Raw genomic sequence first — 26,412 nt, forward strand, 5'->3', positions numbered from 1 at the left:
TGAAGATATAGTTGCGACCCAAGATAATACTGGCGTGGAAGCAGATAACCAACAAGTTGTGTCAGAAAAGGTTGATAGCAGTCAACAAAATGATACTGTATCACTTGAACAACTTCAAAGCGAATTACAATCTACAGATAGCTCACAGGATAATAGTAAAGATGAAGATTCTACTTCAACACTAAAAGCACTCAAAGACAGTGCAGTAGCTACTGTACCAAAACAAACACAACAAACAAGTGAACAAACAAATGAACAACCTACTAAAACAGCAAAACAAGGTCAATATAAGAATGATGATCCAATTATTTTAGTGCATGGTTTCAACGGTTTCACAGATGATATAAATCCACCAATCCTTTCACATTATTGGGGTGGAGATAAACTAAACATTAGACAAGACTTACAAGACAATGGTTATGAAACGTATGAAGCAAGTATTGGGGCGTTGAGTAGTAACTATGACAGAGCTGTTGAATTGTATTATTACATTAAAGGTGGAACAGTAGATTACGGTGCTGCTCACGCTGAAAAATATGGACACGAACGTTACGGAAAAACATATGAGGGTGTCTACAAAGATTGGCAACCAGGACAAAAAGTACATTTGGTAGCGCATAGTATGGGTGGTCAAACAGTTAGACAATTAGAAGAATTACTGCGCAATGGTAATCCAGAGGAAATTGCTTACCAGAAAGAACACGGTGGTGAAATTTCACCACTTTATCAAGGTGGCAATGATAATATGATTACTTCGATTACTACGCTTGGTACACCACATAATGGAACAGTTGCGTCAGATGAATTAGGTAATGAAGCATTTATTAGACAGGTTGTTTATGATTATGTGAAATTTAAAGGTAATACAGATTCACATTCTGATTTTGGTCTAAATCAATGGGGATTAAAACAAAAAGAGGGCGAATCTTATTTAGATTACGTTAAACGTGTACAAAATAGTAAATTATGGAAAACGCAAGACAATGGTTTATATGATTTAAGTACAGAAGGTGCTGCAAAATTAAATGCTAATACTTCTCTCAATCCAAATATTGTCTATAAAACATATACAGGTGAATCTACAAGACCGACATTATTTGGGCGTCAGAAATCTGATTTAAATATGTTCTTACCATTTACGCTTACTGGTAATATCATTGGTAAAACAGCTAATACGTCATGGAGAGAAAATGATGGACTTGTATCTGTTGTTTCATCTCAACATCCAAATAATCAAGCATATGTTGATGCTACTGATGAAATTCAAAAAGGTGTTTGGCAAGTAACACCAGTAAGACATGGTTGGGATCACGTTGACTTTGTTGGACAAGATGCTACTGACCCAACTCACGATAGCGTGGAATTACAACAATTCTGGCACGGTATCGCCGATGAATTAGTAAGAAGTGAACAATTAGACGCCTAAAATAACAAGTATAAATTAAGAAAGAGGGATTAACATGACTGGAGATATTTTCGAATTATTAGGTTCATTATTTAATGTACTTAAGACATTATTTTCATAATTATAATCAATAGGGTAGCTAATCACAGCTACCCTATTTTTATTGGGTATCTTCGTATTGTTGGCTCGCTTTCCTAGGGGGCAGCAGCTTGTCCTGTTCCCACAGGAGTCTCGCCAACATACTTTAAAATGATTTGTGATGTTTAATTACCATCTGCTTAAATTTTCTTACTAAATTTAACTTTATAGTGTTGCCATACCAATTATTAAATATTTGAAATATTATCTACTACCAATTTTATTCAATATCTAGTATTGTTGGCTCACTTTCATAGGGGGAGAGCTTCAGGCTGTAGTCTTCAGCTTGTCTTGTTCCATCAGGAGCCTCAGGAGTCTCGCCAACATACTCGTGGTATTAATCCGTATTATTTCAATAGAAATTGCCTGCTTATACTTGTCCGAAAACTTTATGTCTCAGACGCTTGCATAGTCGAAAAACAAAATGTTTCAGCTATTTAAGTATGATTAACTATAAATTATTTAGAGAAAGTTTCGATTAATTTTTTGATGATATCGATGATGAATTCCATTATTGTTTCACCCCTCTTTATCTTTGTTAACTTAAGTCTAATATAATTGAGTTTTATTGTGTTGCATACTTCTTAAGTTGTGATATTTTATGCGAAATTGAATAAAATTTACATTTTTTTACAGTTTTGAATTCAAAACTGTATTGTTCTAAATTTATTTAATAAAAAAACACATTAACTACAACCGTTGGAAGGCGATAGTTAATGTGTGATGTTGAAAGTATATTGATTATAAAGGTAATTATTCTGTTGTAGCACCTTTGGATGCAGAAGAGACAAGTTTAGCATATTTTGCTAGAGCGCCCTTAGTTGCTTTCAGTGGTGGTGCTTGCCATTTTTCGCGACGGCGCTTGAGTTCATCTTCGCTAACATCAAAGCTGATTTCTAATCGTTCGGCATCAATTGTAACGATGTCATTTTCTTCAAGTAATGCCATAGGTCCACCTACTTGAGACTCAGGTGCGGCATGGCCGATAACTAAGCCGTGGGAACCACCAGAAAATCTACCATCTGTAACCAATGCTACAGATTCGCCTAATCCTTTTCCTACTAATATTGATGAAGCAGATAACATTTCAGGCATACCAGGTGCTCCTTTTGGACCAGCATAACGAATGACGATAACATCTCCTTCATTAATTTGATTATTTAAGATTGCTTTCGTCGCAGCTGGTTCAGAATCGAATACACGAGCAGGACCTTTAATATATGTGACACTTAAACCAGAAATTTTTGCTACAGCGCCTTCAGGAGCAAGGTTACCCTTTAAAATAACAAGTGGACCGGTTGGATATTTTGGATTGTCGAAATCAATAATTGATTTATTGTCCGTTAATGGCTCTTGGTCAGCTAAATTTTCTGCTACTGTTTTACCTGTAACAGTCATACAATCACCGTGAATCAAGCCTTTGTCGTAAAGTAACTTCATTACAGCTGGGATACCGCCAACTTCATCTAAATGCGCCATTACATACTTTCCGCTAGGACGTAAGTCGGCAATATGTGGCACACGTTTACGAACCTTTTCGAAATCATCGAGTGTTAAATCAACATCTGCTGATTGTGCGATTGCAAGTAAGTGTAGAATTGCGTTGGTTGAGCCTCCTAACGCCATTACAATTGTTATAGCATTTTCGAATGCTTCTTTAGTCATGATATCTTTTGGATAGATTCCTTGCTCTAACAATCGGTAAACTGCTTTACCTGCAGCGCGACTGTCCTTTGCTTTATTTGCAGAAACAGCAGGATGCGAGGCACTTCCAGGTAAGCTCATACCCATCGCTTCAATCGCAGATGCCATTGTATTAGCAGTGAACATACCGCCGCAAGATCCAGCACCAGGACAAGCTGCACATTCTACTTTATGCAGTGCTGCATCGTCAATTTCTCCGTTATTATATTGTCCCACACCTTCAAATGCGGATACTGCATCTACATCTTTGCCATCTAATTTTCCAGGTAAAGTGGTGCCTCCGTAAACAAATACGGCTGGTAAATTCAAACGCGCAATGCCTATCATACAGCCAGGCATATTTTTATCGCAACCACCAATCGCAACTAAAGCATCTAAGTTTTCAGCGCTAATTACCGTTTCTATAGAATCTGCAATTATTTCACGACTTGGTAATGAAAAACGCATGCCATCTGTACCCATCGAGATACCGTCGGACACTGTAATTGTGTTGAAAATAAGTGCGGATGCATCCGATTCATTGACACCTTGCTTTGATGCGCGTGCTAACTTATCGATATGCATGTTACATGGTGTTACTTCACTCCATGTACTCGCAATGCCTATCATCGGTTTATTGAAATCTTCATCTTCGAAGCCTAATGCCCGTAAATATGAACGATTTGGCGTTCTACTAACACCTTCACTTATAGCTTTACTTCTAATACGTAAATCTTTATTTGCACTTTGTTCAGTCAAATAATTACCCCCCAGTAATGATTCGAGTTATATCTGCAAAAGTTTAATTATTTTTAAGATAAGTAAAAACATAATGCAAGTTGTTATACTTTCTATTGATGTTATACATTTCTTTACCCGTATCTGTTTTTATTAAAGGAAAATGAAAGAATCGATAGTAAAATTATTGGTTTTTATGATTGAATTTAAAGATGAAAATTAAATTGTGATAAAGATATTCGGAATTATATTACAAAATGCTATGAAATTAGTGTAATATTTTGAAATGAAACTTAGACAAAGTTAATCGTGGTGTATGTTTAGTGTGAATTTAGAATAATTCATCTTTGTAATAATAATGTCATATAAAATTTATACTAAAATACAATTTCTAGTTGTATAATTAAGTAGTGAAAAATTGTACACAAGATGAAAGAGATATATTGGGAGGTTTACAATTAGTGCGTAAAAAAATTCTTGCAACGGTAATTGGGAGTAGTGCGCTAGCTGCGGTTGCTACAACGTCAAACGCAGAAGCTGCTACAACTTATAAGGTGAAGAGCGGAGATTCACTTTGGTCAATAGCGAATAAGTTTAATATTTCAGTATCTAAATTGAAATCATTAAATAATTTATCTTCAAATGTTATATTCCCTAACCAAACATTAAAAGTTTCGGGGACTACAAGCTCAAGTACATCATCAACAAGTACTTCATCAGGAACTACATATACAGTGAAATCAGGGGATTCATTATCTGCAATTGCTGCAAAGTATGGTACAACATATCAAAAAATAATGAGTTTAAACAACTTATCAAACTATAACATATACCCAGGTCAGACATTAAAGATTTCAGGTAGTACGTCAACATCTACAGGAAGCACTGGTGGAACGAGTACAAGTGGTTCAACAACGTATTATACAGTAAAATCAGGAGACTCATTATCTGCAATTGCTGCAAAATATGGCACAACATATCAAAAAATAATGAGCTTAAATAACTTATCGAATTATAATATTTATCCAGGACAAAGATTGAAAGTTTCGGGTACAGCTACAAGCGGTTCATCAAGTTCAGGTTCGACATCAGGTTCAACTAGCTATAATACCCCTATATTCAACCATTCTAATTTGTATGATTGGGGTCAATGTACTTGGCACGTATTTAACAGAAGAGCAGAAATTGGTAAAGGTATTAGTACTTATTGGTGGAATGCAAATAATTGGGATACTGCTTCTGCTGCTGATGGTTACACAGTAGATCATAAAGCGACAGTTGGTTCAATATTACAATCAGATGCTGGATATTATGGTCATGTTGCTTTTGTAGAATCTAAAAATTCTGATGGCAGCATTACAGTTTCAGAAATGAATTACAGTGCTTCTCCAGGTATTAAAACGTATAGAACGATTCCTGCTTCACAAGTGAGCGCTTATAAGTATATTCATTAATTACTATATATTAAAGAAAGACTCCTAACTACTAGGTGAATGATGTATTCACTTAGTGCTAGGAGTCTTATTTATTGTTATGCTCACTCGAATACTTAGTTGTTTAGAGTTAAGATGTTTGCTTACGTAGAGATTTAATACGTCTAGCAGTTGTGAATAATGTGCTAGTTAAAGTAAATGCTGAAAATAGTTTAGCGAATTTCTTCGGTGATTTTAAGGCAGTATAAAAATCAAGTACAGCACTGACGCTCGAAATTGCCATGCTCGCATAAATTAATTTTTTATTTTTAGATTGATATGCATACCAATTAAATCCTTCGACAGCTACGCCAACAAAATTGACAGTATTAGAAATACGATTAAGTTTAGTTTTTTTAGCCATTCTAGAAGCCTCCATTGTTTGTATTAATAAGTATCGCTCAATATTATAGCATTTTTGCTATAAAATAAGTTTGATAATTAAGGTTATTTTAAAAAACTTGCTACGTGTGAATATTGAAGTATGATAACATAAGCTAGAATTGTTTAAAAATACTTTGTCTAATAAACCTAGGATGTATGAAGGAGTGTAAAGTGATGATTAGATGTGTGTGCTTAGTCATAGAACAGGATGACCAACTATTACTAGTGCAAGCTAGGCATCGTGAAAAATATTATTTTCCGGGAGGTAAGATCGACCCTGGAGAATTACATATTCAGGCATTGCAAAGAGAAATACAAGAGGAATTACAAATGACGCTTGCAGAAACTGATATAGAGTATATGACTACGATTATAGGTGATGCATATCCTCAGCCGAATACGCAAACAGAGTTGAACTTATTTAGACTTATAGCAGATGTAGATTGGGAGAAATTAAATCCTGCTCAAGAAATTACTGATATGCAATGGATTGATGTTTCGGCACGAGATCAAATTGCACCTGCAGTATTGAAATGGATTGATTATTCTAGAGGAAGCAACAATGTTGCAGCGGCACCAAGTGGCATTGCTTTAATACCGTATAATGAAGATTTATATGAAGCGGTTGAAGGTATAACATTAAAAGCTGAAGACAATCAATTTACAAAAACGCCTATAGAAAATATTAGACTTGCACAAATAGATTCAGAGCGACATCCAACCTTGGTTTTTAATGCGCAACAGCAATGTGTGGGGTTCTTTACGTTGCACGAAGGTGATGGTGTACGTCCGTATTCAAGCAATGTTGCTGAAAGCATCTTCTTTAGATCGTTTAGTATTGATGTAAGATATCGAGGTATGGGGTATGCCAAATGCATAATAGAAGAACTTGAAAGGTATGTACGTAGCTATTTCCCACATGTTAAATCTATTTATTTAACTGTTAATAATGATAATGAAATCGCTCGAAAATTATATGCTGCTTGTAATTATGAACACGAAGGTGACAGTTTATTAGAAGGGCGACCAGTCTATAATATGATGAAAAAAATAGTATAATTCGTTAAAGTGCGTCATGAAATCTAACACATAGTGTTATTTTACATGACGCATTTTTGCTATTGCTTTAATTTGGGGGTATGATGCATTGCAAAGGAGTGATGTAAATTGAATCTAAATGATACGCTGTTTTTATTCTTATGTACTTTATTGGTTTGGTTGATGACGCCTGGGTTGAGTTTGTTTTATGGTGGATTAGTCCAATCGAAAAATGTCTTGAATACTGTAATGCAAAGTATGTCGGCGATTGTTGTGGTGACTTTTGCTTGGATTATACTTGGCTTTAGTTTAGGGTTTGGTTCAGGAAATCGAATCCTAGGGGATGTTACATATTTAGGATTACAACATGTTGGCTTTAACACACAAGCAGATATTTCACCGCATATACCATTGGCATTATTTATGTTATTTCAATTAATGTTTTGTACGATTGCGGTATCCATATTGTCTGGGTCTATTGCTGAAAAGATGAAGTTTATTCCGTACTTAATATTTGTATTTTTATGGGTTATCTTAGTTTATAGTCCAGTTGCTCATTGGGTCTGGGGCGGCGGTTGGATTGATGAATTAGGTGCTATAGATTATGCAGGTGGTACAGTGGTTCATATTACATCAGGTGTATCTGGGTTGGTATTGGCGATTATGATAGGTGCAGGGAAAAACTTTGATAAACGTCCGCCACATAACCTAATCATTACACTGATAGGTGCCATTCTTGTTTGGGTCGGTTGGTATGGATTTAATGTAGGAAGTGCTTTGACATTTGATAGTATTGCGATGACATCGTTTGTGAATACGGTCATTGCTGCTAGTGCAGGTGCACTTGGCTGGTCTGTAATGGAGCATATCATGAAAAAGACAACAAGTTTAATTGGAATGTTATCAGGAATGTTAGCTGGTTTGGTAGCAATTACGCCAGCTGCAGGCTTCGTTGGCTATATGAGCGCAATTATTATCGCACTTATTGGAGGAATTTGTTGCTACTTTGCAATTAATTATATAAAGGTTAAATTGAAATATAATGACGCTTTAGATGCATTTGGCATTCATGGTATAGGCGGAGTGGTAGGCGCTATATTAACGGGCGTATTCCAATCACATAAAGTGAATGAAAGTGTGACTAATGGTTTGGCATTTGGTGGGGGAATTGAAACGGTGTGGGTACAAATTGTTGCAGTTGTCGTAACGATTATATTTAGTGGTGTACTCACATTTGTTATTGCAAAAGTAATCGGGCTATTTAGTGCTTTAGGAACAGATGAAGTGGAAGAAGCTCAAGGCTTGGATTATGTAGTTCATGGAGAGCGTGCATATTTTAGTGGTGAATTTGGAGAACGGGATTATTTCAGTGGAGAGTTGAATAAGTTTAATAGACGACCATAAATATATGAAATGTAAAAAGGGAATATTCTACCTAATGGACAGTATTACAACGAGCGCATTCAAATAAATACGGGAATCATAACGGGAGTATGGTGACGGAACAATACAAAATAATACAACATGAACAAAATCGTCTCTCGAGCATAAGGAATAAGCTAGAGAGACGATTTTTTATTATAATTAAGATTCACTTTCTTGCTCATGGCGTTGTTGCTGCTTGATTAATATTGCAGATAACCATGCAGTGATAGGAATGCTGATTGCAACAGCGATACCACCAAGTAAGATTGAAATAAATTCTTGAACAAAGATTTTTGAGTTGATGATATGTCCAAATGAATAATTTAGTTTGAAGAACCAAAAGAACAATGTCAGTTGTCCGCCAAAATATGCTAGATAAATTGTATTTGCTGATGTGGCTAATATTTCACGTCCTACACGCATACCAGAATGGAATAAATCGCTTTGACTGAGTGTAGGGTTCGCTCTATTCAACTCATACATTGGAGAACTAATAGTTATGGCTAAGTCGATAACAACTGCGATTACGGCAAGCACAATGGTAAATACCATAAATTTCACCATATCAATACCGATATTCATGGAAAAGATATAAGTTTCATCTTGTTGTTCGGTTGCGAAACCTTGCAAATGGCCAATAGCAACTGAAAGATAAATACCGATGATTAATATCACTGTAGTTAGGATCGTGGCATAGAATGCAGCCTTTGTTTTTGTATTGTAACTATTGAGTACAAATAAATTACAACAAGCGATAACGATACAGAAAACCAATGTAACGATATAAATGGGTGCGCCAAACATAATGATAATAATCGATAATAATAAAATGACAAAATTTAAAAATAATGTCAGATAAGATACGAGTCCTTTTTTACCGCCGAAAACCAACATCAAAATCAATAATATAATACCTAAAATTGTAGTGACACTCATTACTTCGCACCTCGCAGTTTAAACCATAATTGCATCAATACAATGGTTATTGGGATGGTCAAGACAATTCCAATTCCGCCTGTGATCGCTCTCGAAATTTCTAATGACCAGTTCATAGAAATTGTATAGGTAATCGTATTACCATTTTTTAAATAAATGAGGAGCATTGCTAAGCTGCCTGACAAATATGAAAATAATAGAATGTTTGTCATAGTGCCCATAATATCTTGCCCTATATTTCGGCCAGCCAATGCCCATCTAGTCATGCTGATATCAGGTGTTCGACGCAAGATTTCATGCATGCCACTTGCAATAGTAATGGCGACATCCATTACTGCTCCTAGAGAACCTATCAGAACTGAAGAAAGAAATACTTCTTTAGGTGGTAAGGTTAAAAAGCTCATTGTTTCAAATTTTAAGCCCTTGCCATCTGTCAGTTCGATAACTAACTGAGTAATGCCAATACAGATGAAAGTACCGAGCAAGGTGCTGACTATGGTGATTAAGGTTCGCCATTGCCATCCGGTAACCAGTAGTAATGTCAAAGTTGTAGATATAATAATGCCGATGCTTACTAATAAGAATAAACTGACATTAGGTGAATGATTGTGAATCATAATAGCTAAGATGACTACGCCAGAGTTGATTACTAAGGATACTAAAGATTGTAAACCAATCTTTCTACCAACAAGCAATACGGTTAACAAGAAGATGCCAGTAACTGCAACTGTGAGACTGTCGCGTTTCTTCTCAGTGATATAGGCATCGTTTGGATGTTTATCAATGTGCAATAGTACTTTATTATGTTTTGAAAATGCTTCGCTATCGGCTTGAGAAGCTATGTAAGTATTTTCAATGGTTGCTGTTTTACCTTCGAACTGTCCGTTTAAAATTTTAATCGTCAATAATTGCTTGTGTTTGATATCACGATTGTGATGTTCATCGGTTACTTTGGAAGTTGATTTGTTTTCCACTTTCGTAATTTCTCCAATTGTATTGTGGTAGAATTTATCATTTACAAAAGTAAATAGAAATAAGCCGATGAAAATGACACAAAACACTAAGATAACCCAGTTGAAGGGGTGTTTAAAAAATGAATTCATCTTCATAGTTGTATTCCAATCCTCTCTCTATAGACAATGTGATTATACGCCCGTAAAAAAATGAATTCAAAGATTTATATGTTTGATTAATCGTTATAATAATTTAATGATAGGTTGCACTTCTACTCAGCAATTGCTCGATCGTCGATTGCATCAGTTGTATATCATTCTTTCGATTATCTTTACGCATCACGCTACAAATTGTACGTTTAAGTTCGGTGTGATTCAATGGTATATCAACCCATTTGCTAGGGTTACGCTCTAAAAAATGATACGTCGCAGTGATAATATAACCACGTTCGTGATTTAATAAATATTGAGCGAGTTGCGGATGTGTTACAGTTCGGATTGGCTTTTCTACTATATTGCTTAATGTTTGTCTAATATTGTTTGGTAATGGATAAAATTCGTAAATTGATTTAGTTGAGAATTGAACTAACGGTGGATTGGTTGCCATTGTGATGGGGTCATCTTTAGGTGCGTAGATATGATAGTTCTCTTCGAACAATGGATTAGTCTTTAGGCGTTGATTCTGTTTGACGTCGTTAGTTAAATCCGTAAAGCCAATATCGATTTGATCTGTTAATAAGGAGCTAATGATTTCACCTTCTTCCATTAAGATTGGTTCGATAATGGATTCACTTTTATTCTCAAATGATTGAATTAATAAAGTTAATACTTGAGAGATATAACTTTCGACATAGCCAATACGAATTATATAGTGGTTTGAGCGTGACTGTTCGTGAAATAGGCGTTTTGTTTCATCTAATTGTTCAATAATTTTCGTGGCTTCTGAAAATAATTGTTTGCCAGAATCTGTGAGATAAATGTTACGACCTTCTCTTTTAAATAATGTAACTTGCAATTCTTCTTCTAACTGAGTAATTTGTCTACTAATTGCTGATTGCGCGATATCTAATTCAAGTGCTGCCTCAGATAAATGTTCACGTTTGGCAACTTCTATAAAGTACTTTAATTGCTTTATCTCCAATATTTAATCCCCCATTAATCAACTATTGTTCTATTAATTAGAATGATATCATCTAATTTATATATTGAACAGATTAATTTACTGCTATATAGTTTACTTACTTATTTAATATTCAGAATTTTCGTAAAAGAGGTGAACATCATGCTCGAATATAATAAAAAATTGGGCTTATATGATAGTCGTGAAGAACATGATGCATGTGGTATAGGATTTTATGCCAATATGGATAATAACAGAAATCATGATATCGTTGAAAAATCATTAGAAATGTTACGTAGACTAGATCATCGTGGCGGTGTTGGAGCTGACGGCGTTACAGGTGATGGGGCAGGTATTATGACTGAAGTGCCTTATGACTACTTTTCAAAATATACAGATTTAGAATTACCAGCAGAAGGTCATTACGCAGTAGGTATGTTTTTTGCTAAAGAAAAAATAGCCGGTTCTAATCATGAAGCACAATTTAATGCGCATTTTGAAGCGGAAGGTTTATCAGTAATTGGCTATAGAGATGTGCCTGTAGATGTGACGGCGATTGCACCACACGTTGCAGCAACAATGCCGCATATTCAACAAGTATTCGTTGCTTTAAATGATGTTTCACATGTAGAACGCATGCTTTTTTTAGCTCGTAAACAAATCGAAAATTATGCAAATCAACAAGATTTGGATTTATATTTTACTAGTTTGTCTAATAGAACAATTGTTTATAAAGGTTGGTTACGTTCAGACCAAATTAAAGCATTATACTTGGATTTAAATCATGAAGCTTATGTTTCTAAGTTAGGTTTGGTGCATTCTAGATTTAGTACTAATACATTTCCAAGTTGGAAACGTGCGCATCCAAATAGATTATTAATGCACAATGGTGAAATCAATACGATTAAGGGTAACGTCAATTGGATGAGAGCAAGACAAAACGAATTAATCGAAACTGTATTTGGTGCTGAAAAAGATAAAGTTAAAGAAATAGTTGATGAAGATGGTAGTGACTCTGCTATTGTAGATAATGCATTAGAATTCTTATCATTAGCTATGGAACCTGAACGTGCTGCTATGCTGATGATTCCAGAACCATGGTTATATAATAAGGCAAATGATGCGAATGTACGTGCATTTTATGAGTTCTATAGTTATTTAATGGAGCCTTGGGATGGACCGACGATGATTTCTTTCTGTAACGGGGATAAAATTGGTGCATTAACTGACCGAAATGGTTTGCGTCCAGGACGTTATACAATTACGAATGATAACTATATCGTCTTTTCATCAGAGGTTGGTGTAATTGATGTACCGGAGGAAGATGTTGCTTTTAAAGGTCAATTAAATCCAGGTAAGTTATTACTAGTAGACTTCAAAGAAAATAAAGTCGTTGAAAATAATGAACTTAAGGCACGTATTGCAGATGAATTGCCGTATGAAAGTTGGTTGGAGCAATTTTCCGTAGATTTAAAATTAGATCAAGTGAAATATGAAGCGTCTGATTGGACGGAAGAGACATTAACTAAATTACAAAAGCAATTTGTTTACACTAAGGAAGAAATGGACAAATACATGACCGAATTGGTAGAAAGTAAGAAAGATCCAATCGGTGCGATGGGCTACGATGTGCCGATAGCTGTGTTAAATGAAAAAGACGAAACGTTGTTTAACTATTTTAAACAACTCTTTGCACAGGTTACCAATCCACCAATTGATGCTTATCGTGAAAAAATAGTAACAAGTGAGTTGAGCTATCTTGGTAGTGAAGGTAATTTATTAGAGCCAAATGAAGATGTCTTGAACAGAATTCAACTGAAAAAACCTGTCATTACTGAAAGTCAATTAGCAACGATTGAAAATAGTAGATTTAATGTGAAACATTTATCTACTATATATAGTGAAGATCTTGAAACAGCATTGGAAAAATTAGGTGAACAAGCAATTCATGCTGTCCAAGAAGGTAATGAAATCTTGGTGCTAGACGATAGAGTACTTGCGTCTGAAGATGGCTACGCAATGCCTATGCTGTTAGCTCTTAGCCATATTCATCAGTTGTTAATAAGAGAAGGCTTACGTATGCGTACGAGTTTGGTTGCTTTATCAGGTGAAACAAGAGAAGTGCATCATGTTGCTTGCTTATTAGGTTATGGGGCAAATGCAGTCGTACCTTATTTAGCACAAAGAACGATAGAACAATTAGTGCTAAATAAACGTATCGATGGTGAAGTTGCTGAAAATGTGCAAGCTTATACGGATACATTATCTGAAGGTGTCATTAAAGTGATGGCTAAGATGGGTATATCAACAGTGCAAAGTTACCAAGGTGCTCAAATTTTTGAGGCTATTGGTTTATCTGATGAAGTAATAGATAAATACTTTACGGGAACACAATCTAAATTATCTGGTATTTCAATAGATATGATAGACCGTGAGAATAAAGCGAGACAAACGCCGAAAAGTGAATATATTGTATCAGGCAGTACATTCCAATGGCGTCAGCAAGGTCAACATCACGCGTTTAATCCGACTTCAATTCATTTATTACAACATGCTTGTCGCTCGAATGACTATGCAAAATTCAAGCAATTTTCAACTGAAGTAAATCATAAACGTACAGACCATATCCGACATTTAATGGAATTCAAGACACAAGAACCAATTGATATTAGTCAAGTAGAACCGGCAAGTGAGATTGTTAAGCGTTTCAACACTGGAGCGATGAGTTATGGTTCTATTTCGGAAGAAGCACACCAAACATTAGCAGAAGCTATGAATCGTATGGGTGGTAAGAGTAATAGTGGTGAAGGTGGGGAAAACCCAGAACGCTATACTATAGATGAAGAAGGTCGCGATCATTCAAGTGCCATCAAGCAAGTTGCATCAGGTAGATTCGGTGTTACAAGTGATTATTTACAACATGCAAAAGAAATACAAATCAAAGTAGCTCAAGGTGCGAAGCCAGGTGAAGGTGGACAGTTGCCAGGTACAAAGGTATATCCTTGGATTGCTGAAGTCAGAGGGTCAACACCTGGTATTGGTTTGATTTCACCACCACCACACCATGATATTTATTCAATAGAAGATTTGGCTCAGTTGATTCATGATTTGAAAAATGCGAATAAAGAAGCGAATATCACAGTGAAACTTGTTTCTAAAACGGGTGTCGGCACAATAGCTGCAGGTGTTGCAAAAGCCTACGCCGATAAAATTGTTATCAGTGGCTATGACGGTGGTACAGGTGCTTCACCTAAAACAAGTATTCAACATGCTGGGGTGCCATGGGAAATTGGTCTTGCTGAAACGCATCAGACTTTAATGATGAATGATTTAAGATCTAGAGTGAAAGTGGAAACAGACGGTAAATTACTGACTGGTAAAGATGTTGCTTATGCTTGTGCGCTTGGTGCAGAAGAATTTGGTTTCGCAACGGCACCACTTGTGGTGTTAGGTTGTATTATGATGCGCGTGTGCCATAAGGATACATGTCCAGTAGGTATAGCAACACAAAACCAAGACTTGCGTGCTTTGTATAATGGTCGTGCAGATCATGTCGTTAACTTTATGCACTTTATCGCTGAAGAGCTAAGAGAAATATTAGCAGAATTAGGTTTGAAATCAGTAGAAGAATTAATTGGTAGAACAGATTTGTTACAACGTACAGGCAACTTGGCTTCGCGTCGACCTAAAGCTGCGGCGATGGATGTTGAAGCATTATTGTATCAGCATGAAGGTGATCGCTTTAAGAAAATTGAACAAGATCATCATCTTGATGTCAGTCTAGACATGACGAGACTATATCCTGAAGCGCAAGAGGCAATTGAGCAAGGTGGCACATTTACAGGTGAATATGTATTAAATAATGAACAGCGTGACGTTGGTGTAATTACGGGCAGTGCAATAACAAGAGTGCATGGTACAGCAGGATTACCTGAGGATTCTATTTATGCTAAAACAACTGGCCATGCTGGTCAAAGTTTAGCGGCATATACACCAAAAGGCTTTACAGTGCATCATACTGGTGATGCCAATGACTATGTAGGTAAAGGCTTATCTGGCGGTAAAATTATTATCAATGCACCTAATAAACAACGCGAACAAGAAATTATAGCCGGAAATGTTTGTTTCTATGGTGCTTCTGAAGGTAAAGCATTTATCAATGGTAAAGCAGGAGAACGTTTCTGTATTCGTAATAGTGGTGTCCAAGCAGTTGTCGAAGGCATAGGAGATCATGGTTTAGAGTATATGACTGGTGGACGTATTGTGATCCTTGGTGATGTTGGTAAGAACTTTGGCCAAGGTATGAGTGGAGGCGTAAGTTATATCTTCCCATCAGACGTTAAACAGTTTAAGAAAGAACATAAGTTAGATACGCTTGATTTCGATGCTATTACGGTAAAGGAAGAACGCTCAGTATTAAAAGAGATGCTAGAAGCACATGTTAAATATACCGATAGTACCAAAGCGAAAGAGATATTAGCAGATTTTGATAATATTGCTGATAAAGTTGTAAAAGTGATACCTAAAGATTACAAATTAATGATGCAAAAAATAGATTTACAAAAACGTAATTCAAGTCAATTAGATGAAGCTTTATTAAAAGCATTTAATGACAAACGCACACATATTGAATCAGAACAACAATTGAGTGCCGTTTATTAATCGTAGAGGGGGGATTTATCATGGGTGAATTCAAAGGATTTATGAATTATGAAAAACAACAACTACATGAATTGTCACTAGTTGATCGTTTAAATAATCACGAAGCTTTTCAACAAAGATTTACCAATGAGGAAGCGGCTGAACAAGGGGCGCGCTGTATGGATTGTGGCACACCATTTTGTCAGACAGGTGAACCGTTTGGTAGAGAGACGATAGGTTGTCCTATTGGTAACTATATTCCTGAATGGAATGATCTCGTGTATAGACACGATTTTAAAACGGCATATGAACGTTTGAGCGAAACAAATAATTTTCCGGAATTTACAGGGCGTGTTTGTCCAGCTCCATGCGAGCAGTCATGTGTCATGAAGATTAATCGTGAATCTGTAGCTATTAAAGGTATTGAGAGAACAATTATTGATGAAGCTTATGAAAATGGATGGGTACAACCGACAATTCCGACTGAACGAAAAAATGAAACGGTCGCAATTGTTGGGAGTGGTCCAGCTGGTTTGACTGCTGCAGATGAGTTGAATAAATTAGGTTACAATGTAACTGTTTATGAACGTGCGCATGAAGCAGGTGGTCTATTGATGTATGGTATACCAAATATGAAATTGGATAAAGATGTGATTCGTCGTAGAATTAAAATTATGCAAGATTCAGGTATTGAGTTTGTAACTGATACGGAAATTGGTGTCGACATCAGTAGAGAGGAATTAAATGAACGTCACGATGCTATTATTCTTTGTACAGGATCGCAAAATGCAAGAGATTTACCATTAGAAGGACGTATGGGTCAAGGTATTCACTTTGCTATGGATTATTTGACTGAACAAATGCAAGTATTGAATGGTGAATTGAGTGAACCTACAATCACAGCTGAAGGCAAAAATGTTATTGTTATCGGTGCCGGTGATACAGGGGCAGACTGTGTTGCAACTGCATTACGTGAAAATTGCAAGTCAATTGTTCAATTTAACAAATACACAAAACAACCAGAAGAAATAGAATTTGATGAAAATACGTATTGGCCATTGGCAATGCCGGTATTTAAAATGGATTATGCACATAAAGAATATCAATCACGCTTTGGTTTTGAACCACGTGCATACGGTGTACAAACAATGCGTTATGATGTGGATCACATTGGAAATATTAAAGGTGTATATACTCAAATTTTAGAAGAAACGGATGAAGGCATGGTCGTTGTTGATGGGACAGAACGCCATTGGCCTGCTGACTTAGTATTATTATCTATTGGCTTTATTGGTACAGAAACAACAGTTCCTCATGCGTTTGATATTCAAACTGAACGTAATAAAATCGTTGCTGATAATAAAGATTTTAGAACGAATCAACCTCATATCTTTGCTGCTGGTGACGCAAGAAGAGGTCAAAGCCTTGTCGTATGGGCGATTCAAGAGGGTAGAGCTGTAGCGAATTCAGTTGATGAATATTTGAAAGAAAAAACACTGGTGTAACACAAAAAAATGTTTGACTTTTATGACGGGCTATAATATTATAATTATTGTGTTCGTTTGGAGGAATACCCAAGTCTGGCTGAAGGGATCGGTCTTGAAAACCGACAGGGGCTTAACGGCTCGCGGGGGTTCGAATCCCTCTTCCTCCGCCATTGTTTTTTAAAACCAAGACTAATAAATAGATTTGACCACCACTTAATATGTATTAAGTGGTGGTCTTTTTTGTCTGCAGTGAAAGATGTATAACAGGTTGAACGTGGCTATGAAACGAACTATCCATGTTAAAGCCATTACATTCTATAGTCGAAGATATCGTTAATCATATTATTTACATTTGAGTTTTTTATTAAGTGTCGTAAGCTTGATGGTTCCAGTTGCGCTTAAAAAGTGCTTATACATTATAAATTGTTATCGTTTTACAATAGGTTACTTTAAGAAGTAAAACATTTTCAAATGAAAGCCTTTACAAAACTTGTATAGACAAGTTATACTTTGGTTAATTACAAAATGTAAGGGAGTGGATCATCATGGCTGTGAAAAAGAAAGATGTAGAAGATATAGTCGAAGCGGTTGGGGGCAAAGAAAATTTGGACACAGCAACGCATTGTGTCACACGCTTAAGATTAGTCTTAAAAGATGATGATAAAGTGGATAAAGATAGATTGAGTAACAACGATTTAGTTAAAGGGCAGTTTAAGGCGGACAATCAATACCAAATTGTTATTGGTCCGGGAACTGTTGATGAAGTATATAAACAGTTTGTTGAAGTAACAGGTACGACTGAAGCTTCGAAGGAAGACGCAAAGTCAGCAGCAGCTAAAAAAAGGTAACCCGGTTCAAAGATTGATTAAATTGTTGGGAGATATCTTTATACCAATCTTGCCGGCAATCGTTACTGCAGGTTTGTTAATGGGAATAAACAACTTATTGACGATGAAGGGTTTGTTTGGTCCAAAACCATTAGTTGAACAATTTCCGCAACTTGGCGACTTTTCTAATATTATAAATGTGATTGCAAGCACAGCATTTATCTTCCTACCGGCACTTATTGGGTGGAGTAGTATGAGAGTGTTTGGTGGTAGTCAAATTCTAGGTTTGGTACTCGGATTAGTATTGATGAACCCGCAACTTGTGTCACAGTATGATATCGCTAAAGGTCATATACCAACTTGGCATATCTTCGGTTTAGAAATTAAACAATTGAATTATCAAGGACAAGTATTGCCGATACTGTTGGCTTCTTATGTATTAGCGCAGATTGAAAAGGGCTTAAATAAAGTAGTGCATGATTCTATTAAAATGCTAGTCGTTGGGCCTGTTGCATTATTAATAACAGGGTTCTTGTCATTTATCATTATTGGGCCGCTTGCATTATGGTTAGGAACTGGAATCACAAACGGTGTGACATTTGTTTTTGAACATGCAGGTTGGTTAGGCGGAGCGATTTATGGTCTGTTTTACGCGCCGCTAGTAATCACTGGTTTACATCATATGTTCTTGGCTGTTGATTTCCAATTGATGGGAAGCGAACTTGGAGGAACGTATTTATGGCCAATCCTTGCTATTTCGAATATCTGTCAAGGTTCTGCGGCATTTGGTGCATGGTATATTTATAAAAAAAGAAAAATGGGCAAGGAACAAGGTTTAGCAATGACTTCAGGTATATCTGGTTTCTTAGGAGTGACAGAACCAGCGATGTTTGGTGTGAACTTGCCATTAAAATATCCATTTATTGCATCTATCATTACATCAGGTGTATTGGGTGCGTTTATAGGCGCTAATAGAGTGCTAGGTAATGTAGGTGTCGGAGGTGTACCGGCAATTATTTCTATACAAAAAGAATATTGGTTAGTATATGGTATTTGTATCATTATAGCGATATGTGTACCATTTATACTTACAGTCTTTTTATCAAGATTTAGTAAAGAAGAAACGAAAGAACTTGTCGATGAATAGGGCGTGACAGCCAACAATTAAACTCGCTAAATGATATTAGCGAGTTTTTTTCAAATAATAACTTAAGGTGGTTTTAAATATGGAACAAAATGATTGGAGAAAATCAGTCGTCTATCAAATTTATCCGAAGTCTTTTAATGATACAACGGGTAGTGGTGAAGGAGATATTCAAGGCATTATAGAAAAGTTAGACTACTTACAATATTTAGGGGTCGATTATTTATGGCTAACGCCAGTGTATGAGTCTCCGATGAATGATAACGGATACGATATAAGTAATTACTATAAGATCAATGAGCGATTTGGGACAATTGAAGATTTAAAGTCACTCATTGCAAAAGCGCATCAACGTAACTTGAAAATCATGATGGATATTGTAATCAATCATACTTCTACAGATCACGAATGGTTTAAAAAAGCCTATGAAGATCAAGAAAGTCCATATAGAGATTATTATTTCTTTAGACGCTCTGCAGACAATAAACCGCCGACAAACTGGGAATCTAAATTTGGGGGAAATGCCTGGAAATATGATCCTAAAACAGAATCATACTATTTACATCTGTTCGATGTGACGCAAGCAGATTTAAATTGGGATAATCCGGAAGTAAGAAAGGCACTATATGACGTTATAAATTATTGGATAGACTTTGGTGTTGATGGCTTTAGATTTGATGTCATAAACTTAATTTCTAAAGGTGAATTTAAAGATTCGCAATATATTGGTAAGGAATTTTATACTGATGGACCGCGTGTACATGAATATTTACATGAAATGAACCAGCATACTTTCGGTAATCGAGAGATGATGACTGTCGGGGAAATGTCTTCTACAACTATTGAAGATTGTATTAAGTACTCTAACCCTGAACGTCAAGAATTGAGCAGTGTATTTAACTTCCATCACTTGAAAGTAGATTATGTAAATGGTGAAAAATGGACGAATGCAAAGTTAAACTTTCATAAATTGAAAGAAATTTTAATGGAGTGGCAACTTGGTATATATGATGGGAATGGTTGGAATGCTATATTCTGGTGCAATCATGATCAACCTAGAGTTGTTTCTAGATTTGGTGACGACTCGACACCGCACAATCATCAAGAAAGTGCCAAGATGCTAGCAACGGTCTTGCATATGTTACAAGGAACACCATATATTTATCAAGGTGAAGAAATTGGTATGACCGATCCTCATTTTAATGATATTAATCAATATAGAGATGTTGAGTCGCTAAACGCATATGATAATATGAAAGAACGTGGATTTGAAGAAAGTGAAATACTTGAAATATTAGGTCAAAAATCACGAGATAACTCTAGAACGCCAGTACAATGGTCAAATTTAGAAAATGCAGGATTTACAACTGGACAACCGTGGATTGATATCCCTGAAAATTATCGTAGCATTAATGTAGAAACTGCCATAAATGATGAGAATTCAGTGTTGCATACGTATAGAAAGTTAATACAATTAAGACATGAACACGACATTGTGACTTATGGCAGTATTGAGCCTTTGCATATGGAGCACGATAAACTATTTATTTATAAACGTCACTATAATGAAGAAACGTGGTTAATTATTGCTAATTTTTCTAAAGAATCATGTGAAATACCTGCAGATATCAATTTAGAAGGAGAAGTGATGATTACTAACGGTACAATAACTGGTAATCAGATTACCGGGTTTGGTTCTATTGTGATACAACAGTAATATTAAAAAAGGTAAGAGAGTGGACGACAATGGTACAGAAAAAATTTATTACGATATATGAAACGCTTCGTAAAGACATCTTGGAATCAAATTTAGTGTACGGTGCTCAATTACCGTCAGAGAATGAATTGGTAGAACAGTATCAATCATCACGAGAAACCGTACGTAAAGCACTGAATCTATTAGTACGTGATGGGATGATACAAAAAATTCGCGGCAAAGGATCTGTAGTGATATATCAAGGATTAACTGAATTTCCTTTTTCTGACCTTATTAGTTTTAGTGAAGTGCAACAGGGTTTAGGTTTACAACATGAAACGACTGTTGAAGTGCTGGAAAGTATAACAGCGAATGAGGTTCCTTATGTTAAGTCAGCTTTAGAAATTAGTGGTACGACGAGGTTGTGGCATTTAATTCGTACAAGAAGTATAAATAATCAAGTGAAAATTATTGATGAAGATTACTTTGTTAAAGATATTATTCCGGGCATTACTGAGTCGATTGCACAACAATCATTATATGCTTATATTGAAAATGAGTTGAATTTAGTTATAAGTTATTCGAATAAATCTATCACTTTTGAGCCGTTTGGAACATTAGAATACGATATATTCGGGGATGATGTTGCACCTTATACTGCAACAGTGAGAGGGATAGTTCATTTAGAGGATACAACTAAATTCCAGTATAATATCTCTAGACATTTAGCTACTGACTTTAAATTCAATGACTTTTCGAGAAGGCATTAAGCTGTAATGGATGTGTTTAATGCACTTCATATTAAATAAGAAAATAGTTGAAATAAAAATAATATAATGAATGAAAGCTTATACTTGCATTTCAGTGTCTGATTATAGTATGATATATTTTGCCGTGCTAGGTGGGGAGGTAGCGGTTCCCTGTACTCGAAATCCGCTTTATGCGAGACTTAATTCCTTTGCTGAGGCTGTGTTTTTGTGAAGCAGCCCGAAGCACGTAGTGTTTGAAGATTTCGGTCCTATGCAATATGAACCCATGAATCATGTCAGGTCCTGACGGAAGCAGCATTAAGTGGATCATCATATGTGCCGTAGGGTTGCCGAGATTTAGCTGTCGACTTCGGTAACGTTTATGATACACACTCGAAGCGAAGGTGCACGGCTTTAATTATTAATATAATGATTTACATATAGAGTGAGTGACTTGTCTTTTGATAGCAGTCGCTCTTTTTTTATATTAAAATATAATAAATAGTTTGTTATTATAAGGAATAGTTTGTGAATGAAGATTAAAGGTGTTATTGAAGCAATTTATTTATGGTATAGCTAAGAGGAGGCGCCAATGCAAATTTATTTGAGTTCTTTAACAGAAAATGATTATGACACGAGTTTACAGGCGATAAAGGCAGCGTTTGAAGATGTGGTTGAATCGAATCATGACGAACAAGAATTAGTAGTGAGATTAAGAGAAGCTCCAGAATATAATTATGAATTAGAAGTTGTCGCGAAAAATGAAAATGGAGACGTTGTAGGACATATAATGTTGTCAGAAGTGAAGATTGTAAGTGATGATACAACATATACTGCCTTAGCCCTTGCACCATTGTCTGTATTGCCAGAATATCGTAACAAAGGTTTGGGAAAAGCGTTGATTCAAGCAGTAGAGGAACGTGTAAAAGCATTAGACTATACAACGATTGTTGTGCTGGGCGACCCAAATTACTATGGTAAATTTGGGTATGAGGAAGCAAAAGATTACGACATTGATAGTCCTTTTGACGTACCATCCGAATACTTTATGGTGAAATTTTTGTGGGATCAACTTATAGATAGACCTGTAGGTACCGTGGTCTATCCTGAATCATTTAATTGATATTCACAATGCCGAAATAAAATGTATAATAACTGTTGAACGCTATTGGAGGTGCGAAAGTGAATTATCAAGCATTATATAGAATGTTTCGTCCGCAAAGCTTTGAAGATGTTGTCGGACAGGAACACGTAACAAAGACGTTGCGCAATGCGATATCAAAAAACAAACAATCGCATGCCTATATTTTTAGTGGGCCGAGAGGAACAGGAAAGACGAGTATCGCTAAAGTATTTGCGAAAGCGATTAATTGTTTAGAACGTTCTGATGGAGAGCCTTGCAATGAATGTGCGATTTGTAAAGGTATTACGCGAGGTACAAATTCAGATGTTATTGAAATTGATGCTGCGAGTAATAATGGTGTAGATGAAATAAGAAATATAAGAGATAAAGTTAAATATGCCCCTAGTGAATCAAAATTCAAAGTTTATATTATTGATGAAGTGCATATGTTAACTACAGGTGCATTTAATGCATTATTAAAAACATTAGAAGAGCCACCAGCACATGCAATATTTATCTTAGCGACAACAGAACCACATAAGATACCTCCAACAATTATTTCTAGGGCACAGCGATTTGATTTTAAAGCGATTGGGCATGATGAAATTGTTGAACGACTAAAATTTGTGGCACAATCACAATCTATAGAATATGATGATGCAGCGCTGGAATTTATTGCAAAAGCCTCTGAAGGTGGTATGAGGGATGCGTTGAGTATCATGGATCAAGCGATTGCATTCGGAGACGACCATCTTACATTGCAAGATGCACTGAATGTGACTGGGAGCGTAGATGCGAGTGCACTTAATGATTTGTTTAAAGAAATAGCAAGTGGAGATGTGAAGTCTGCATTTGCGACATACCATCAATTTGTTTCAGAAGGTAAAGAAGTCAATAGGTTGATTAATGATATGATTTACTTTGTGAGAGATACAATTATGAATAAGACTTCGAATCAAGAAGGCGCACATGACGCACTTTTACATTATGATTTAGATACATTGTATAAAATGATAGATGTTATAAATGACACGCTTGTATCAATTCGATTCAGTGTAAACCAGAATGTGCACTTTGAAGTACTATTGGTAAAAATTGCTGAAATGATAAAAGCACAACCAGAGCATGTACAAACAATTGCTACAACAAGTGTGGCAGCAGAACCCAACAATGATGTGTTACTGCAAAGAATGGAACAACTTGAAAATGAACTTAAAGCAATAAAGGCGCAAGGTGTATCCGTAAGTGGAGCACCACAACAGCAAACTAAAAGATCAGCGAATAGCAGGAATAACCAAAATAAGAATGCTTTTTCAATGCAACAGATAGCCAAAGTGTTAGACAAAGCTAATAAAGACGATATTAAATTGTTGAAAGATCACTGGAATGAAGTAGTGGATCACGCTAAAACAAATGATATGAAATCATTAGTTAGCTTATTGCAAAACTCAGAACCTGTTGCTGCGAGTGAAACGCATGTGCTAATTAAGTTAGAAGAGGAAATTCATTGCGAAATTGTAAATAAAGATGATGAAAAACGTACAAATATAGAAAATGTAGTATGTAAGATAATAGATAAGACGGTAAAAGTCGTAGGCGTACCTGCCGATCAATGGATGAGAGTGAGAACGGAATACATTCAAAATAGAAAAGGTACAAGTGTTGGTAATACTCAAGAAGGAAGCGAAGAACACAATACATCGCAGCAGAAGGAAAGTGAAACTGTAGACGTCGTTCAAAAAGCGAAAGACCTTTTCGGTGAAAGTACAGTGAATGTATTAGATGAAGAGTGATACATGACAATGATTAAAAAGGTATGTATAATAAAATAAAAGCAAATAATTAATGACTTTATATAGAAGATTTAAGGAGGATATATTATGCGCGGTGGCGGAAATATGCAACAAATGATGAAACAAATGCAAAAAATGCAAAAGAAAATGGGCGAAGAACAAGAAAAATTAAAAGAAGAAAAAGTACAAGGTACAGCTGGTGGCGGAATGGTAACAGTAACTGTTTCTGGTCATAAAGAAGTATTAGATGTAGAAATCAAAGAAGAAGCTGTAGATCCAGATGATATCGAAATGTTACAAGATCTTGTAATTGCTGCAACTAATGAAGCGATGAATAAAGCTGATGAACTTACACAAGAACGTTTAGGTAAGCATACGCAAGGCTTAAACATTCCAGGTATGTGATAATATGCATTATCCAGAACCAATTTCTAAACTCATTGATAGTTTCATGAAACTGCCAGGCATTGGACCGAAGACGGCTCAACGTCTGGCGTTTCATGTATTAGATATGAAAGAAGATGACGTAGTACAATTTGCTAAAGCCTTAGTTGATGTAAAGCGAGAGCTTAGTTATTGTAGTGTTTGTGGTCACATTACAGAAAATGATCCATGTTATATATGTGAAGATAAACATAGAGATCGTTCGGTTATTTGTGTGGTAGAAGATGATAAAGATGTTATTGCAATGGAGAAAATGCGAGAGTATAAAGGACTATATCATGTATTGCATGGTTCGATATCACCTATGGATGGCATTGGTCCAGAAGATATTAACATTCCATCATTAATAGAACGTTTAAAAAATGATGAAGTAAAAGAATTGATTCTAGCAATGAATCCTAACTTGGAAGGTGAATCGACAGCAATGTATATCTCTCGTCTAGTTAAACCGATTGGCATTACTGTTACTAGATTGGCGCAAGGTCTTTCAGTTGGGGGAGATTTAGAATATGCAGATGAGGTAACACTATCCAAAGCAATAATGGGAAGAACTGAAATGTAAGTAATAGTGTTAAGACAAGGTTACTAAACTAAAATAGAACTACCTTTATAGGTAGTTCTATTTTTTTATTAAGAAAGTTAAAAAAATGTAAAATAAATTAAAGTTTGTTTTATAGTGCGTTTTCTATAATTGTAGTGAGATTTAGAGGGATTAATGTATCATAATAAGAACTTGGGTGTGCAAAAAGGTTATAAAGTTCGTGTATTGAGTTGGAAAGATTTGTTAACAATAGAAATAGTGTAATTTTTAGCGTTGTTAAAGTGTTGATAAGCGTGTATAGTATTTACTTGTCGGACGAAGCAAACGACATAAACAAACAAAATGCTTTAAACAAACAAAAAAATTAATTTTAAAAAGTTGTTGACTTTTCGAGTTGAAACCTGTAAAATTAATTCTTGTGTTAAAGAAATGAACATTGAAAACTGAATCGCAATATGTCAACGTTAATTCCGAACACAACGATAATCGTTGGTTCAAAAAACGTGTTAATGATAACACAAATTAGTATTTTATGAGCTAATCAAACATCATAAATTTTTATGGAGAGTTTGATCCTGGCTCAGGATGAACGCTGGCGGCGTGCCTAATACATGCAAGTCGAGCGAACAGATAAGGAGCTTGCTCCTTTGACGTTAGCGGCGGACGGGTGAGTAA

General features: G+C 35.7%; 17 protein-coding genes, 1 tRNA gene, 1 rRNA gene, 1 other RNA gene and 2 pseudogenes. 17 read left to right on the forward strand and 5 right to left on the reverse strand.

What is annotated here, in order from left to right; translation table 11 throughout:
• On the forward strand, positions 1–1,426 hold a 1,426-nt coding region (gene lip, locus SH09_RS12155), incomplete at its 5' end, for a YSIRK-targeted triacylglycerol lipase (protein ID WP_042739927.1).
• An 870-nt stretch (positions 1,427–2,296) separates the two neighbouring features.
• On the opposite strand, the gene ilvD is transcribed toward lip, so the two are convergent.
• Complete coding sequence (gene ilvD / locus SH09_RS12160; RefSeq protein ID WP_042739928.1) at positions 2,297–3,985, reverse strand: dihydroxy-acid dehydratase; 1,689 nt, start codon at positions 3,983–3,985, stop codon at positions 2,297–2,299.
• Positions 3,986–4,425: 440 nt separating this feature from the next.
• Between ilvD and SH09_RS12165 the strand changes: the two genes are divergently transcribed.
• Positions 4,426–5,418, forward strand: coding sequence for a LysM peptidoglycan-binding domain-containing protein (locus tag SH09_RS12165; RefSeq protein ID WP_042739929.1), 993 nt, complete (start codon positions 4,426–4,428; stop codon positions 5,416–5,418).
• Positions 5,419–5,527: 109 nt separating this feature from the next.
• On the opposite strand, the gene SH09_RS12170 is transcribed toward SH09_RS12165, so the two are convergent.
• Positions 5,528–5,800, reverse strand: a complete 273-nt coding sequence (locus SH09_RS12170; protein ID WP_042739930.1) for a hypothetical protein — start codon at positions 5,798–5,800, stop codon at positions 5,528–5,530.
• A gap of 194 nt (positions 5,801–5,994) precedes the next feature.
• Here SH09_RS12170 and SH09_RS17370 point away from each other — a divergent pair.
• The 3 genes and pseudogenes from SH09_RS17370 to SH09_RS12180 form a co-directional block, all read left to right on the forward strand.
• Positions 5,995–6,360: pseudogene (locus SH09_RS17370) on the forward strand (NUDIX hydrolase); the annotation flags it as partial.
• On the forward strand, positions 6,349–6,879 hold the full coding sequence (locus SH09_RS17375) for a GNAT family N-acetyltransferase (RefSeq protein WP_306669275.1): 531 nt from the start codon (positions 6,349–6,351) through the stop codon (positions 6,877–6,879). The pseudogene SH09_RS17370 and the gene SH09_RS17375, both read left to right, overlap by 12 nt.
• Before the next feature lie 108 nt (positions 6,880–6,987).
• Positions 6,988–8,262, forward strand: a complete 1,275-nt coding sequence (locus SH09_RS12180; RefSeq protein ID WP_042739932.1) for an ammonium transporter — start codon at positions 6,988–6,990, stop codon at positions 8,260–8,262.
• 180 nt (positions 8,263–8,442) lie between these two features.
• Here the strand turns inward: SH09_RS12180 and SH09_RS12185 are convergent, their stop codons facing one another.
• The 3 genes from SH09_RS12185 to gltC all read right to left on the reverse strand — a co-directional run bounded on the left by SH09_RS12185 (position 8,443) and on the right by gltC (position 11,313).
• Positions 8,443–9,219, reverse strand: coding sequence for a YibE/F family protein (locus SH09_RS12185; protein ID WP_042739933.1), 777 nt, complete (start codon positions 9,217–9,219; stop codon positions 8,443–8,445).
• On the reverse strand, positions 9,219–10,328 hold the full coding sequence (locus SH09_RS12190; RefSeq protein WP_042739934.1) for a YibE/F family protein: 1,110 nt from the start codon (positions 10,326–10,328) through the stop codon (positions 9,219–9,221). Before SH09_RS12190 ends, SH09_RS12185 begins: the two co-directional genes overlap by 1 nt.
• A 97-nt stretch (positions 10,329–10,425) precedes the next feature.
• Positions 10,426–11,313, reverse strand: coding sequence for a glutamate biosynthesis transcriptional regulator GltC (gltC, locus tag SH09_RS12195; RefSeq protein ID WP_042739935.1), 888 nt, complete (start codon positions 11,311–11,313; stop codon positions 10,426–10,428).
• Between the two features lie 141 nt (positions 11,314–11,454).
• Here gltC and gltB point away from each other — a divergent pair, with 141 nt between their 5' ends.
• The 12 genes and pseudogenes from gltB to SH09_RS12250 form a co-directional block, all read left to right on the forward strand.
• Positions 11,455–15,954: a glutamate synthase large subunit gene (gene gltB, locus SH09_RS12200; protein ID WP_042739936.1), complete on the forward strand. Its 4,500-nt coding sequence runs from the start codon at positions 11,455–11,457 to the stop codon at positions 15,952–15,954.
• 20 nt (positions 15,955–15,974) lie between these two features.
• Complete coding sequence (locus tag SH09_RS12205) at positions 15,975–17,438, forward strand: glutamate synthase subunit beta (RefSeq protein WP_042739937.1); 1,464 nt, start codon at positions 15,975–15,977, stop codon at positions 17,436–17,438.
• A 59-nt stretch (positions 17,439–17,497) separates the two neighbouring features.
• Positions 17,498–17,590, forward strand: a tRNA-Ser gene (locus SH09_RS12210).
• A 375-nt stretch (positions 17,591–17,965) separates the two neighbouring features.
• Positions 17,966–19,394: pseudogene (gene treP, locus SH09_RS12215) on the forward strand (PTS system trehalose-specific EIIBC component).
• A gap of 79 nt (positions 19,395–19,473) precedes the next feature.
• On the forward strand, positions 19,474–21,108 hold the full coding sequence (treC, locus tag SH09_RS12220; RefSeq protein WP_042739938.1) for an alpha,alpha-phosphotrehalase: 1,635 nt from the start codon (positions 19,474–19,476) through the stop codon (positions 21,106–21,108).
• Between the two features lie 29 nt (positions 21,109–21,137).
• Entirely contained in the window at positions 21,138–21,857 is a 720-nt protein-coding gene (gene treR, locus SH09_RS12225; protein WP_042739939.1) for a trehalose operon repressor, read from the forward strand.
• A gap of 122 nt (positions 21,858–21,979) precedes the next feature.
• An RNA gene (ffs, locus tag SH09_RS15920) (signal recognition particle sRNA large type) lies at positions 21,980–22,248 on the forward strand.
• A 180-nt stretch (positions 22,249–22,428) separates the two neighbouring features.
• Positions 22,429–22,959 (forward strand): GNAT family N-acetyltransferase, encoded by a 531-nt coding sequence (locus tag SH09_RS12230; RefSeq protein ID WP_042739940.1) that lies wholly within the window; start codon positions 22,429–22,431, stop codon positions 22,957–22,959.
• 59 nt (positions 22,960–23,018) lie between these two features.
• Complete coding sequence (gene dnaX / locus SH09_RS12235) at positions 23,019–24,752, forward strand: DNA polymerase III subunit gamma/tau (RefSeq protein ID WP_042739941.1); 1,734 nt, start codon at positions 23,019–23,021, stop codon at positions 24,750–24,752.
• An 87-nt stretch (positions 24,753–24,839) separates the two neighbouring features.
• Positions 24,840–25,157, forward strand: a complete 318-nt coding sequence (locus SH09_RS12240) for a YbaB/EbfC family nucleoid-associated protein (RefSeq protein ID WP_002484224.1) — start codon at positions 24,840–24,842, stop codon at positions 25,155–25,157.
• A gap of 4 nt (positions 25,158–25,161) precedes the next feature.
• Positions 25,162–25,758 carry a recombination mediator RecR gene (gene recR, locus SH09_RS12245; protein ID WP_042739942.1) on the forward strand — a complete coding sequence of 199 codons (597 nt, stop codon included), beginning with the start codon at positions 25,162–25,164 and terminating at the stop codon, positions 25,756–25,758.
• A 536-nt stretch (positions 25,759–26,294) separates the two neighbouring features.
• A 16S ribosomal RNA gene (locus SH09_RS12250) occupies positions 26,295–26,412 on the forward strand; the annotation flags it as partial.

The sequence above is a fragment of the Staphylococcus gallinarum genome, from assembly GCF_000875895.1.
Taxonomy (GTDB): Bacteria; Bacillota; Bacilli; order Staphylococcales; family Staphylococcaceae; genus Staphylococcus; species Staphylococcus gallinarum.